Raw genomic sequence first — 12,282 nt, 5'->3', positions numbered from 1 at the left:
CGTAAACCTTTCTTGTTAAGTGGGAATTTTTAAAAGAAAATAAATAAAAATATTCTATAAATTCAAACTATATCACCTGGAATGCTATTTGAGAATAATACCTAAGAACCAGTTATCCAGGGGGATGGGGGAATTAGGGTTAATGGTGGCAGATGGGCATAGGAAATCATACATATATAGAAAGCAGGGCAGACTGGGAAAGAAAAAAATTCCTGCAAATAACAATAGTCAATCACGCCTTTTTCGCTTTTGGAGTGGTAAAATGAAACATGTGATTGAATAAATGGAGGGTTCCTTTTGATGAAAAAGAAGCTTGGATTATTATACGGCGGAAAATCCGCAGAGCATAAAGTATCAATGCAGACGGCTCTTGCTGTCATTAAAGCCTTGGATTTGGAGAAATTCGATATATATCCTGTTTACATAACCGAGGAAGGGGAATGGGTGAAGGGCCCGATGCTCGAGGCACCGGCTGAAAGCGTCAAGCAGCTGGAGTTCTCACAGGGAGAGGCTATGTCGCCTGCAGCCCTGGCTCCGGCTATGTTCAAGTCAGCTGAAGAAAGCAGCTTTGACGTTATCTTTCCGCTCCTTCACGGCCCTAATGGCGAAGACGGCACGGTTCAGGGGATGCTTGAGCTCCTTAACCTTCCATATGTCGGCAATGGCGTGCTTGCCTCATCTGCAGGCATGGATAAAGTCATCATGAAGAATATCTTTGCCCAGGCTGGCCTGCCTCAGGTCAACTATGTATGGTTCGTCCGCAGCGAATGGCAAAAGGCTGGGGAGACAGCTTATGAGAAAGTGGAAGAAGAACTTGGCTATCCTTGCTTTGTCAAGCCGGCCAATCTTGGATCGAGTGTAGGAATCAGCAAATGCACAAATCGTGAAGAATTGGCAGCAGCTTTTGAAGAAGCATTCCAGTTTGACCGGAAGATCATTGTGGAGGAAGGCGTAACAGCGAGAGAGATTGAGCTCGGCGTCCTTGGAAATGATGAGCCGGAGTGTTCGGTGGCCGGCGAAATCGTACCGAAAAAAGATTTCTATGATTATAAAGCCAAGTATGAGGATGGCGATACAGCCATGATCATTCCTGCTGAAATCACAGAAGAGGAATACAGCACACTGAACGAGATGTCGATCAGGGCTTTCAAAGCGCTTGACTGCTCCGGACTCGTAAGGGCAGACTTCTTCCTGACGCGTGACGGCAAGGTCATGATCAATGAGGTCAATACAATGCCTGGCTTTACGCCGTTCAGCATGTTCCCGCTTCTTTGGAAGCATACAGGCGTGGAATATCCGCAGCTGATTGAAAGGCTTGTGAACCTGGCGCTTGAAAGGCATACGGAGAAACAAAGCATCAAACATACAATGTAACTTTTAAGGATAGAGGCACGGCTTATGGGCCGTGTCCCTTTTCTATTAGCAGATCAGTCAGGAGGCGCAGAAGATGATTAAACGTACAATCACTCAGATTGCCGGGATGATTCCTATTCTAAACGATCACTCGGCTTTTTCTGATGTCAGCATCAAGGGAGTATCAATCAATTCAAGGACAATGGAGCCCGGCAACCTGTTTGTTCCTTTCAAGGGTGAACACACCGATGGACACCGTTTTGTGGAGGATGCCCTTCGAAAGGGGGCGGCTGCTGCACTATGGCAGCAGGATGTTCCGAATCCGCCGCTTCACCTGCCGATCCTTGTTGTAGAGGACACGCTCAAGGCAGTGCAGCAGCTGTCAGAAGCTTACCGGAATGAGCTGGATATTAAGGTGGCCGGGATAACAGGCAGCAATGGAAAGACAACTGTGAAGGATATGACTGCCCGTCTTCTATCATTAAAATACAAGGTCCAAAAAACAGAGGGGAATTATAATAACCATCTTGGCCTGCCCCTTACCTTGCTATCTTTGGAGGAAGATACTGAGGTTGCGGTCCTTGAAATGGGAATGAGCGGCTTTGGGGAGATTGAGTTCCTGACAAAGCTTGCCCGTCCGGATGTTGTCATGATTACAAACATCGGGGAATCCCACCTCCAGGATCTCGGCTCAAGAGCTGGTATTGCAAAGGCCAAGCTTGAAATCATCGAGGGCCTGAAGGATGATGGCATGATCATTTATCATGGAGATGAGCCCCTTCTAAAAGACAGGCTAAACGGCTACAGCGGTCCGGCGAAAGTCCGCTCGTTCGGCAAAGGCCAATCCAACAGCATCTATCCTGTGCGGATCGACCAGGAAGAGAAGGGGAGCGTTTTTCAGGCGAACCTTTCAGATATGGAATACCATTTGCCTGTGCTCGGTGTCCATAATGTTATGAATGCTCTCTGTGCCATGGAGGCTGCCCATTTTCTCGGAATCCCTTACGAGCAGATGAATGAAGGATTTGCTTCCTTGAAGCTGACAGCGATGAGGATGGAGCTTTCGGAAGGAAGCAAAGGCGAAAAGGTCATCAATGATGCCTATAATGCCAGCCCGACTTCAATGAGAGCGGCAATCGATCTCGTGTCAGAGCTTTCAGGCTATAGCAGAAAGGTGCTTGTGCTGGCTGATATGCTTGAGCTTGGAGATGATGAAGTGAGATTTCACCGCGAGATTGGCCAAGCGATCGACCCGGAAAAGATTGATTATGTGTTAACGTTCGGATCTCTCGGCCGCGTTATTGCGGAAGGGGCACAAGAGGTGTTTTCAGAGGAACGAGTTTTTGCTTTTTCTGAGAAAGGCCCATTGATCGAAAAGCTGCAGAGCCTGACGAATGCAGAAACAATTGTGCTGTTTAAAGGCTCCAGGGGCATGAAGCTGGAAGAAGCAGCTGAAGCACTAAAATAGGTTGATGGCATAAGGAAAAAAATCCCTGTTTCACATGAAACAGGGATTTTCTTATAACTATATCGGTCAGAGACGCAAAAGCTGGGCAATGGCCAATACCGCGCCAATGGCTATTGGAGAAGCAGTCAGAAGTGTTATGCTTCCTCCTTTATTAATATAGTTTTCGAGTGGATTAACCGCAGGGGATGCCAAAAAAGAGAGAACTCTGTCGAATTTACTTTTTTTCCTGGAGATTTCCGGTATGTTTACATGGTAGGACTCCAGATGCATTTTTAAAAGCGGTTCCTGTTTTAATAATTCTTCTGTCTCATTTGGTTTTTCTTTGTTCAATCTCATCCACCTCCAGGACAGTTTTCAATGTTTTTATGGCATGATGGAGCCTTGACTTCACCGTGCCGACAGGGATGCCCACAACCTCTGCAATCTCTGCCTGAGGCATATCATGATAATAGCTTAGAATAATGACTGCCCTCTGTGCCTCAGAGAGGCTGGCGATGGCTTCCCGGACTGTCATTTTATCTGCCTGGTCCACCTGCCCTTCTGTTGAGGGGAGCAGGAAGGGCAGTAGCTTCTGCCATTTTTTCCGTCTATTCAGCTTGGTGATCATTAGATGGTAAGCGATTTGAAAAAGATAGGTTTTAACGCCTGCCTTCTTTGGGTCAAAGCTTGATTTTGACTGGTGGAGCTTCAGAAAAGCGTCCTGGACAAGATCGATGCTGAGCTGCTCCTCTTTCGTGAAGCGGAACAGAAAAGCATATAAGGGAGATTTAAGCGAAAGGTAAAGCTGGTCAAATGCCTCTTCGCTCCCGTCCTGGAAGGCTATCATAAATTGATTGGCCTTTCCGGCTTGATCAGTCATTCTGCTGAAGCTCCCTGACTCCTTTAATGACCATGGACAGCCGTGAAATAAGATAGGCTGTTCCGACAATCACCCAGGCCTGGCCCTGGTTCGTGAAAAATTGGACAAAAGGATTTTCAATGGTGCTTCCTCCGGAAATCATGAAGTTTAAGATCTGGATGCAGATGATGCTGTAGGCGGCCACGCCGATTGCGAGACCGTCGAAAACATTCCAGCGGAGGAGGACAGGCGACTTGCGGAAATTGATCCTGCCATTTTCTTTAACGACGTATTTCCGCTGAAACGGAATGGCGATAGAGAAGATGATGATCATAATAAATCCTGTGACAATCATTGAAACGATGAATCCAATCCCCATTTAAGACACTCCCTTACTTGCATTGTATCTATTATACAAATGAAGGGGGATGGAGGTTCAATAGAAAAACAAAAAAACGGCGGGTGGCCGTTTTTTTAAAATCATTTCGGAAAGTTAAAAAGAGTTTGAAAACCTGTTGATTGGAGTGCAAGGCACGTAGACTCCTGCGGGAGATAGCGGCAAGGCTGAGACCCAGCAGGAGCTTGCTCTGAGGAGACACAGCGTCGCCCGCGGAAAGCGAATTGCCTGGAACAGAAATCAACAGCCCCAGTTAAAGCAGGAGATACTTCTTGGAACAAAAAGGTTTACCTATCTCCCGGAACATTGTTTTTCCCGGCTAAGTAAGAAGCTCATAGATTTCATTCAGCTTATTGGCTCTTTTATAATCCAGTTCTTCTTTGGCATGCTGGATTTCAGGGGGGAGGATGCTGTTCAAAAAAGCGGCTTCCTGCTCGGTAAGTCTGCTTACAAACGCATTGTCTTCTTCCGAAAGATCGTCAGTGATTTTATGGTACAGCTCCCGGCATTCATGGGAGCGGTCCGTGTAATTGGACAGCAGTTCACGCAAATATCCCAGCGATTGGTTCATGATCATCACCTCATAGTTATAGTCCCTTACTAGGATGGTGAGTGAGTAAATGAAATATGTGCTCTGGCAGATAAATGTTTGAAAGAATTTTTAAAGGGTAAATGAAATGAAAAATCCGGTCCGACCCCCATAATCCGATTTACTGAAGAGAATGTTATACTAGAGATAGAAAGCCTGGCCCGAAAGAGGCGCATAAAAGGCGTAGGAGGTTTCGTATGAGAGCATATTATCTGGATATTGACCGGCTGCTCGATGAAACCAGTGAATTACAAGAAGAGAATATATTTTATGCGATAGGCCAATTCGAGATAGACAAGCTCCTGGAGAGCACCCGGGATTGGTAAATTCATTGGTTCAGCCTTTAAGGCAGCACTCATGACAGCATAAAGGATTATACAAACAGGGGAAATATAGATACAAACGGGGGAGGCTGCCATTTTTCAGGCAGTCTTTTCTTTGATATCGCCTTCCTTTGCAGGGCGGATAATTTTGTTGGAATAATACTCATAGCAAAGTGTAAAATAAAGGAACTGTGAGAGCAAATCATACAGACGAAGGTGATGTACATGATCGGCTGTCTTTGTATACATGGATTTACAGGTGCTCCATTTGAAATCGAGCCGCTGACTGAGTATCTCAAGAAACATACTGCGTGGGAAGTGGCAGTCCCTACCCTGCCTGGACATGGGGACAGGCTGCAGCTGAAAGGCATTGAGTATAAAAAGTGGATAAGCCATGCAGAAGATGAACTCCAAAAGCTGATGGAAAAGTGTGATGAAGTCTATGTGATCGGTTTCTCCATGGGCGGGATCATTGCCAGTTACCTGGCAGTGCATTATCCTGTGAAAAAGCTGATCCTCTTAAGCGCGGCTGCCTATTATGTGAATCCAAAGCAGCTTGTGAAAGATATAGGAGAAATGATAAAGGATACCGTTAAAGGAAATCTCTTTAAGAATGAAATGTTCCTCAGATATAACCGGAAAATCAGGGAAACCCCGATTGCAGCCACGCTGCAGTTCCGGAGGCTGGTATCTTCTGTTAGGCCGATCATTAACCAGATCAGGATTCCTACCCTGATTGCCCAGGGGGAAGTGGACGGAGTCGTCCCGCCGCGCAGTGCCACATACCTATATGAAAATATAGGAGCATCGTCCAAAAAGCTTATTTTTCTAAAAGAATCGAAGCACCTGATCTGCCACAGCGGCGAATGTGAAGGGCTGTTCCAGGATATATTGGAATTTCTGCAGCATGAGGCATAATTGCCAGGGGGGGCACTTTATTGCAAAGCGCCCTTAAAAATGGTAAGATAAACCCTAAAGTGCCAAAGAGAAATTTCTTTGAAACCCGGACATACTCCACCTGGAGAATGTCTTTTTTCACTTTAATATATAGGTATGACTGCAAGGGGAGACTTCCGGGGCTGCCCGTTCGGCTTTATTATAAACATTGTTCATATACTGAATGAAATATAGCCAGCTGAAATAAGCTGCCATCTCCTTTACCGGGTTTCAGCAGCCAGGATCCCTCCACTCAGATCCCGGCAGAGATACAAGATCTTCGGTCCTCTTAGAACACTCCAAAACGCTTGCCTGCCGCTTTTAATGCAGGAAAGCATGTTTTGCCATGAATTGTCCGAGCGGCAGCTTACCCTGCTGATCTGACGCTAATCACCATAAATAATTGCCAAGAAACAGAAGGAGAGAATACATTGACAAAGTTTCAAGATTTAGGCATCAGTCCTGCTACAATGAAATCACTAAAAAGAATGGGGTTTGAAGAAGCTACCCCGATCCAGGCCGAAACAATTCCTTTGAGCCTGGCAAATAAAGATCTGATCGGCCAGGCGCAGACCGGTACGGGAAAGACCGCTGCATTCGGAGTTCCGCTGATTGATAAAATCGACACAAGCAAGGATGTTATCCAGGGGATCATCATTGCTCCGACCCGGGAGCTTGCAATCCAGGTGTCTGAAGAACTATATAAGATCGGCTACGGAAAAAGAGCACGCGTGCTTTCTATTTACGGAGGCCAGGATATCAACCGCCAGATCCGTGCCCTTAAAAAGCCCCCTCATATCATCGTTGGAACACCAGGAAGGGTGCTTGACCATATTAAACGCAAGACGCTCCGCCTGGACAATGTTCACACAGCGATCCTTGACGAAGCAGATGAAATGCTGAACATGGGCTTTATCGAGGACATCGAATCCATTCTGGCAAGCGTTCCTGTGGAAAGACAGACCCTCTTGTTCTCTGCCACAATGCCTGCACCGATCCAGAGAATGGCAGAAAGATTCATGAGAGACCCGCAGATCATCCGTGTCAAAGCAAAGGAAATGACGGTTCCGCTTATTGAGCAATTCTATGTGGAAGTACAGGAGAGAACCAAATTTGACGTACTGACTCGCCTTCTGAATATCCAGTCACCAGAACTGGCCATCATCTTTGGGCGTACCAAAAGGCGTGTGGATGAGCTTGCAGAGGCGCTGAATTTGAGAGGCTTCCTTGCAGAAGGAATTCACGGAGACCTCAGCCAGGCAAAGCGTATGTCTGTCCTGAGAAAGTTCAAGGAAGGATCCATCGATGTTCTTGTTGCGACTGATGTTGCTGCGAGGGGTCTTGATATTTCCGGCGTAACACATGTATACAACTTTGACATCCCTCAGGATCCTGAAAGCTATGTTCACCGCATCGGCCGTACAGGGCGTGCAGGAAAAGAAGGAATGGCGATGACATTCATCACGCCTCGTGAGAAATCATACCTGGCTGTTGTTGAAAGAACGACCAAGAGCAAGATGGGAAAAATGGTGCCGCCTACGCTTGCTGAAGCCCTCGAAGGCCAGCAGAAGGCAGCAGTCGACAAGATTTCACAGGCAATCAGTGCCAATAACCTGGAAAATTATAAAGAGGCAGCTGATGAGCTTCTTGAGCAGCACGATGCTTCTGACGTTGTGGCAGCTGTCCTGAAGCTGTTGACGAAAGAGCCGGACGATACTCCTGTCAAGCTGACAGAAGAAAAGCCGCTTCCTTCCAAAAGGGACAGAAAGCCATATGACCGCAGAAGAAGCAATGACAATAGAAGAGGCAGCGACAACAGAAGAGGCTATGATTCCAAAAGGAAAGACGGCCAGTATAAACCAAGGCAGGGACAGGGCGGACGCCGTCAAGGCAATTATTCCAACCGTACGTCCGACAGCAGCCGTTAATAGAATATAGAAAATGGGCACGAGTGCTTTGAGCAAAAGGGGTACGGAATTTATATCATTCCGTACTCCTTTTTGCTGTTTTATTGGATTATTGGCGTTCGGTGGCCTGTTATTGCCTTATCCATTCCGTTTTCGGGATTATTCTACATAAAATTTGCTTTTTTCTACATAAAAAGGGATGGATTCTACATAAAAGCGAACTGATTCTACATAAATCTGAAGGATTTCTACATAAAATACATATTTTCCTAAATAATCATTAAAACCAACCCCTCTTTTTTAAAAAGAAATTGGCGCATACTAAGCGGGATAAGGATCATTAAGGGGGTTGCTCATTGACGATCATAAAGCTTGGATATGTGGCGATGAGCGTGCATCTGCAGAATTGCTCGCCTTCGCAGACCATGACCTATAAACAATTTTCCGGCATTAAGGACCGGGAAGCAGCCATCAGGAAGCTTGAGAGGATTGCGATATCCAATCTGGAAAACTGCCTGCGCCTCCTGAAGCATAATGCTGCCCATGATATTTCCTTCTTCCGGCTCAGCTCCAAGCTGATCCCGCTCGCCAATCATGAGGAACTGGCCGATTGGAAATATATGAGGCCGCTGAAGCCGGCTCTGCAGGACCTGGCGGACTATATTAAAGACCATAGAATGAGGGTTGATTTTCACCCGGATCATTTTGTCCTCCTGAATGCCCTGAAGCCGGAAATTCTGAATGTGTCGATCAAGACGCTTTCCATGCATAAGGCTTTGCTGAAGGGGATGGGGATTGAACCGGAGCACCGCTGCGTCCTGCATGTTGGCGGGGCTTACAATGACAAGGAGAAGGCGCTGGAGCAGTTCATCCATAACTGGGGGCTGATCCCGGCAGCCATCCAGCAGATGGCCATGCTCGAGAATGATGACACGGCCTTCACTTTGGACGATACATTGTATCTGTGTGAAAAGCTTGGCATTCCGCTTGTCTTTGACTACCATCATCATTTGGCCCACTTTGAAAATGAAGACTGGATGAGCAATTGGGAGCGGGTTACTTCGACCTGGAAGCATGCGAGGCTTCCCATCAAGATGCATATATCAAGCCCCCGCTCCGCCAAGGACTTTCGGGCCCATGCTGATTATGTTGATCCTGTCATGTTCATGGACTTCCTGAAGAACATCAATGGGAGCGTACCGGAAATTTATTGCATGATTGAAGCGAAAAAGAAGGATGATGCTCTTTTCAGGCTGGCAGACTACCTCCGGAATGAGGCAGGTTTGGAAGAAGTTGACCAGGCAGCGTTCAAAATATAATTTCCTCACGGGCTGCCTGAAGTCCTGTATACTGGAAGGTATAAAAACTGAAGGACGGCTTAAAACTTAGTGCCTTTTCAGGAGGAATTATTTTATGAGCACCGGACCAAAAAAAAGGATTTCAAAAAGGGCCCTCCCGGTATGGAGGATATCAGGGGCGATCCACTCAGGCATTTTTGTGCTTGCGATGGGAGGGGCTGCGGCGCTTGCCTTTATTTTCGACGGGCCCGGATGGATCATCCCGGCTGCCGTTATCCTGGCATGTGTGTATCTGTATTTTTTTATCATTCTTTTCCCTTCGCTGAAGTGGAAAAGGTGGCGCTATGAGGTGCGGGAGCAGGAGATCGAGCTTCAGCACGGCATATTCATTGTCAAAAGGACGCTGGTCCCAATGGTCAGGGTACAGCATGTCGATACAAGGCAGGGTCCGATCCTGAGGAAGTATGCGCTGGCCACCATTGCCGTGTCTACAGCAGCTACTGTCCATGAGATACCTGCGCTTGATATGGACGAAGCAGAAGGTTTGCGCCTCTCCATTTCAAAGCTGGCAAGGGTGGCTGATGAAGATGTCTGAGCCGAAGAGGCTGCATCCGATCTCTGCGGCTGCCAACTTTTTCAAGCAGCTTAAAGAACTTATTGTACCGTTTTTGGTATTCATTGTTTTCGGGTTCAAAAATTCAAACTGGGACCTTTTCTACCTGATTGGCTCTGCAGCCGTAGTCCTCCTCGTGCTGGCGGGCGGCATCCTGAAGTGGCTCCGCTTTACCTACCGGGTAGAGGAGGGGGAGCTCAGGATTGAATATGGGGTCTTTGTCCGCAAGAAAAGGTATATCCCCTTTGAAAGGATTCAGAGCCTGGATTTTTCCGAAGGCATTCTGCACCGTCCGTTCGGGCTAGTGAAAGTCAAGGTGGAAACGGCGGGGACGAGCGGGACTCAGGAGGCAGAGGCGACCCTTACAGCCATTACCAAAGCGGAGGCTGCCGCCATCCAGGCGGAGCTTACAGCGGAGAAGGGCAGCGGGGACGGAGAGAAGGAAGAGGCCGGCATTAGCGGACAAGACATTTATAAGATCTCGCCCGGACAGCTTCTGCTGCTTGCATCCACCTCGGGCGGGGCGGGGGTGGTCATTTCCGCAGTGATTGCTTTTTTCTTTCAGTTTGAAGAGATTATTCCCTATGAAGCTCTTTTTCACCGTTTTGAGCATTTCGCAGAAAATGGCGTGATTTTCATCAGCGGCGCTGTGTTTCTTCTCCTGTTATTGGCATGGATCATTGCTGTCATCGGGACGATGCTGAAGTATGCAGGCTTTACCGTCAGAAGAGAGGAAGATGACCTGGTCATCTCCAGGGGACTTTTGGAGAAAAGGCAGCTCACGATTCCCCTGCACAGGATACAGGCGCTCCGTTTCAGTGAAAATCCTGCCAGGCAGCCGCTCGGATTCGGTACATTATATGTGGAAAGCGCTGGCGGATCGGCAGTTGATAGGGATAGTGCCAAGGTAATGCTTTTCCCGCTTATCCGAAGGAATGAATTGGGGGAGCTGATCGGGCATCATCTTACAGATTATAATGCCGCAATCGAGCTTGCGGGGCTGCCGAAAAGGGCGCTGCCGCGGTATCTTCTCAGGGGGCTCCTTGTTGCGGCTTTAATCATTATTGTGCCGCCGGCCATCTTTCGTCCATGGGGATTTCTTTCCCTTTTGCTGCTCCTGCCGGCCGTGGTCTGGTCCTTTTTGAAATTCAGGGCAGCAGGGTGGCATATCAGCGGCAGCCAGCTAACGCTCCGATACAGGACGTTCAGCAAGCATACGGTTTATATGATGAAGAATAAGGTGCAGTCGCTCAGCCTGAAGGAAAGCCGCTTTCAGAAACGGAAGCAGCTTGCGACAGTGGAAGCTACTGTCAAGTCCGGCTCGGGAGGGTCTGGCGGGAAGGCAGCTGACCTGGACATAAGTGATGCAGAACAGATTTATAAATGGTACTCCAGAGAAAAATAACAGCCATAAAGAAAAGCGCCGGCTGGCGCTTTTTCTGCATTATCTATTCCTTTTTAATGAAAGCGCTCCTATAAGAAAACCGGAGATGAACCCGAAGATGTGCGCGGAAATATTGATGTTTGGCTGGATGAAGGTCATAATAAGCCCAATGACGGCTATCGTAATGATGATCTGTGAATTCTCGCGAGACATCAAGTCTTTCCGGAAGTATGCGACCGCTGCAAAGAAGCCAAACAGGCCGAAAATGGCCCCGCTTGAGCCGACATGTGTGTAGGTGAGCGGCTCAAGCAGCAGGGTGGCGACATTGGCCGAAATGCCGGTGATAAGGTAGATGCCGGCAAATTTCGCCTTTCCTGCAATCCTCTCCAGGGCAGGGCCGAACAGGACAAGGGAAAAGCTGTTAAACAGGACATGCGTAAAGCCGCTGTGCATGAATATCGGGGTGGCAAGCCGCCACACCTCACCTTCCCTGATGAATAAATTGACTCCGGCAAGCCTTTCAAATATGTAGGAATTCGGAAATACAGGCAGAACAGTCAGCAAATAGAATAGTATATTCAAAAGCAAAATGATGGAGACAATGGGATAGAAGCGGATGAATTCCCTGAAGCTCTCTGTCCTTGTAAACATAACAGTCCCCTTTCTATTTTTATCAGTTAAGGAAGGTTAATTATACTATAGCGTGAAAGAGCCGGAAATGGCCACTGCTTGTATACTATTGTGTATGCAAGCTGCAAACCAATTAGAAGGATGATGCATGTGATTGAAGGGATCGGCATTGATATCGTTGAAATCGGAAGAATCAGAAGGATGGCCAATCGGGCTAAGTTTTCAGAACGCATCCTGACGGAGGGGGAACTGGCTAAATATATAACGCTGAGCGAAAAGAGACAGCTTGAATTCATTGCAGGCCGGTTTGCGGCAAAGGAAGCTTTTTCGAAGGCTAATGGCACAGGGATAGGAAGCGAGCTGTCTTTTCAGGATATTGAAATATCAAATGACCGCAAAGGGAAGCCATTCTTCAGCAAGCCTGAAAGAGAAGGCCTCCATCTTTCCATTTCCCACAGTGAAAGCTATGCTGTTGCCCAGGTTGTCATTGAAACCCCGCTGCCTGGAATCCGGGAGTAAAAAGCTGTAATAGGCCAAGTCATATTC

Annotated in this window: 14 protein-coding genes; 9 read left to right on the top strand and 5 right to left on the bottom strand. The window is 47.5% G+C overall.

Annotation, left to right across the window (positions count from 1 at the left end):
- The first annotated feature begins 300 nt into the window (after positions 1-300).
- Positions 301-1,374: a D-alanine--D-alanine ligase gene (locus RBB45_RS20500; RefSeq protein ID WP_248138864.1), complete on the top strand. Its 1,074-nt coding sequence runs from the start codon at positions 301-303 to the stop codon at positions 1,372-1,374.
- Positions 1,375-1,447: 73 nt separating this feature from the next.
- A complete protein-coding gene (locus RBB45_RS20495; RefSeq protein WP_306010275.1) occupies positions 1,448-2,821 on the top strand; it encodes a UDP-N-acetylmuramoyl-tripeptide--D-alanyl-D-alanine ligase in 1,374 nt (457 codons plus the stop codon).
- Between the two features lie 66 nt (positions 2,822-2,887).
- Here the strand turns inward: RBB45_RS20495 and RBB45_RS20490 are convergent, their stop codons facing one another.
- The 4 genes from RBB45_RS20490 to RBB45_RS20475 all read right to left on the bottom strand — a co-directional run bounded on the left by RBB45_RS20490 (position 2,888) and on the right by RBB45_RS20475 (position 4,627).
- Positions 2,888-3,151 carry a hypothetical protein gene (locus RBB45_RS20490; protein WP_306010274.1) on the bottom strand — a complete coding sequence of 88 codons (264 nt, stop codon included), beginning with the start codon at positions 3,149-3,151 and terminating at the stop codon, positions 2,888-2,890.
- Positions 3,129-3,647, bottom strand: a complete 519-nt coding sequence (locus tag RBB45_RS20485; RefSeq protein ID WP_306010293.1) for an RNA polymerase sigma factor — start codon at positions 3,645-3,647, stop codon at positions 3,129-3,131. Before RBB45_RS20485 ends, RBB45_RS20490 begins: the two co-directional genes overlap by 23 nt.
- A gap of 25 nt (positions 3,648-3,672) precedes the next feature.
- Positions 3,673-4,038 carry a hypothetical protein gene (locus tag RBB45_RS20480; RefSeq protein WP_009795769.1) on the bottom strand — a complete coding sequence of 122 codons (366 nt, stop codon included), beginning with the start codon at positions 4,036-4,038 and terminating at the stop codon, positions 3,673-3,675.
- A gap of 337 nt (positions 4,039-4,375) precedes the next feature.
- The gene (locus tag RBB45_RS20475; protein ID WP_022543247.1) at positions 4,376-4,627 is read right to left on the bottom strand and encodes a sigma-G-dependent sporulation-specific acid-soluble spore protein CsgA; all 252 of its coding nucleotides are present in this window, start codon (positions 4,625-4,627) and stop codon (positions 4,376-4,378) included.
- 215 nt (positions 4,628-4,842) lie between these two features.
- Here RBB45_RS20475 and RBB45_RS20470 point away from each other — a divergent pair, with 215 nt between their 5' ends.
- The 6 genes from RBB45_RS20470 to RBB45_RS20445 all read left to right on the top strand — a co-directional run bounded on the left by RBB45_RS20470 (position 4,843) and on the right by RBB45_RS20445 (position 11,127).
- Entirely contained in the window at positions 4,843-4,971 is a 129-nt protein-coding gene (locus RBB45_RS20470; RefSeq protein WP_009795771.1) for a hypothetical protein, read from the top strand.
- A 222-nt stretch (positions 4,972-5,193) separates the two neighbouring features.
- Positions 5,194-5,886: an alpha/beta hydrolase gene (locus RBB45_RS20465; protein ID WP_009795773.1), complete on the top strand. Its 693-nt coding sequence runs from the start codon at positions 5,194-5,196 to the stop codon at positions 5,884-5,886.
- A gap of 449 nt (positions 5,887-6,335) precedes the next feature.
- Positions 6,336-7,832: a degradosome RNA helicase CshA gene (gene cshA / locus RBB45_RS20460; RefSeq protein ID WP_022543248.1), complete on the top strand. Its 1,497-nt coding sequence runs from the start codon at positions 6,336-6,338 to the stop codon at positions 7,830-7,832.
- Positions 7,833-8,167: 335 nt separating this feature from the next.
- Positions 8,168-9,130: a UV DNA damage repair endonuclease UvsE gene (uvsE, locus tag RBB45_RS20455; protein ID WP_306010273.1), complete on the top strand. Its 963-nt coding sequence runs from the start codon at positions 8,168-8,170 to the stop codon at positions 9,128-9,130.
- 94 nt (positions 9,131-9,224) lie between these two features.
- Positions 9,225-9,704, top strand: coding sequence for a PH domain-containing protein (locus tag RBB45_RS20450; RefSeq protein ID WP_306010272.1), 480 nt, complete (start codon positions 9,225-9,227; stop codon positions 9,702-9,704).
- Positions 9,697-11,127 carry a PH domain-containing protein gene (locus RBB45_RS20445; RefSeq protein ID WP_371931637.1) on the top strand — a complete coding sequence of 477 codons (1,431 nt, stop codon included), beginning with the start codon at positions 9,697-9,699 and terminating at the stop codon, positions 11,125-11,127. Before RBB45_RS20450 ends, RBB45_RS20445 begins: the two co-directional genes overlap by 8 nt.
- Before the next feature lie 39 nt (positions 11,128-11,166).
- Here the strand turns inward: RBB45_RS20445 and RBB45_RS20440 are convergent, their stop codons facing one another.
- Positions 11,167-11,757: a rhomboid family intramembrane serine protease gene (locus RBB45_RS20440; RefSeq protein ID WP_009795780.1), complete on the bottom strand. Its 591-nt coding sequence runs from the start codon at positions 11,755-11,757 to the stop codon at positions 11,167-11,169.
- Between the two features lie 129 nt (positions 11,758-11,886).
- On the opposite strand from RBB45_RS20440, the gene acpS reads away from it, so the two are divergent.
- A complete protein-coding gene (gene acpS / locus RBB45_RS20435; RefSeq protein WP_224952178.1) occupies positions 11,887-12,255 on the top strand; it encodes a holo-ACP synthase in 369 nt (122 codons plus the stop codon).
- The last annotated feature ends 27 nt before the right edge of the window (positions 12,256-12,282 follow it).

Origin of the sequence: Bacillus sp. MMSF_3328, assembly GCF_030733525.1 — a bacterium.
Taxonomy (GTDB): domain Bacteria; phylum Bacillota; class Bacilli; order Bacillales; family Cytobacillaceae; genus Bacillus_AB; species Bacillus_AB infantis.
The sequence above is the reverse complement of the archived record's forward strand: the minus strand, read 5'-3'. Positions and strand labels throughout refer to the sequence as shown.

What these genes read in the sequence shown, in the direction of transcription:
- RBB45_RS20500 (WP_248138864.1), top strand. Translation starts at nt 301, where the DNA reads ATGAAAAAGAAGCTTGGATTATTATACGGCGGAAAATCCGCAGAGCAT.
- RBB45_RS20495 (WP_306010275.1), top strand. Translation starts at nt 1,448, where the DNA reads ATGATTAAACGTACAATCACTCAGATTGCCGGGATGATTCCTATTCTA.
- RBB45_RS20485 (WP_306010293.1), bottom strand. Translation starts at nt 3,647, where the DNA reads ATGATAGCCTTCCAGGACGGGAGCGAAGAGGCATTTGACCAGCTTTAC.
- RBB45_RS20480 (WP_009795769.1), bottom strand. Translation starts at nt 4,038, where the DNA reads ATGGGGATTGGATTCATCGTTTCAATGATTGTCACAGGATTTATTATG.
- RBB45_RS20475 (WP_022543247.1), bottom strand. Translation starts at nt 4,627, where the DNA reads ATGAACCAATCGCTGGGATATTTGCGTGAACTGCTGTCCAATTACACG.
- RBB45_RS20470 (WP_009795771.1), top strand. Translation starts at nt 4,843, where the DNA reads ATGAGAGCATATTATCTGGATATTGACCGGCTGCTCGATGAAACCAGT.
- RBB45_RS20465 (WP_009795773.1), top strand. Translation starts at nt 5,194, where the DNA reads ATGATCGGCTGTCTTTGTATACATGGATTTACAGGTGCTCCATTTGAA.
- RBB45_RS20450 (WP_306010272.1), top strand. Translation starts at nt 9,225, where the DNA reads ATGAGCACCGGACCAAAAAAAAGGATTTCAAAAAGGGCCCTCCCGGTA.
- RBB45_RS20445 (WP_371931637.1), top strand. Translation starts at nt 9,697, where the DNA reads ATGTCTGAGCCGAAGAGGCTGCATCCGATCTCTGCGGCTGCCAACTTT.
- RBB45_RS20440 (WP_009795780.1), bottom strand. Translation starts at nt 11,757, where the DNA reads ATGTTTACAAGGACAGAGAGCTTCAGGGAATTCATCCGCTTCTATCCC.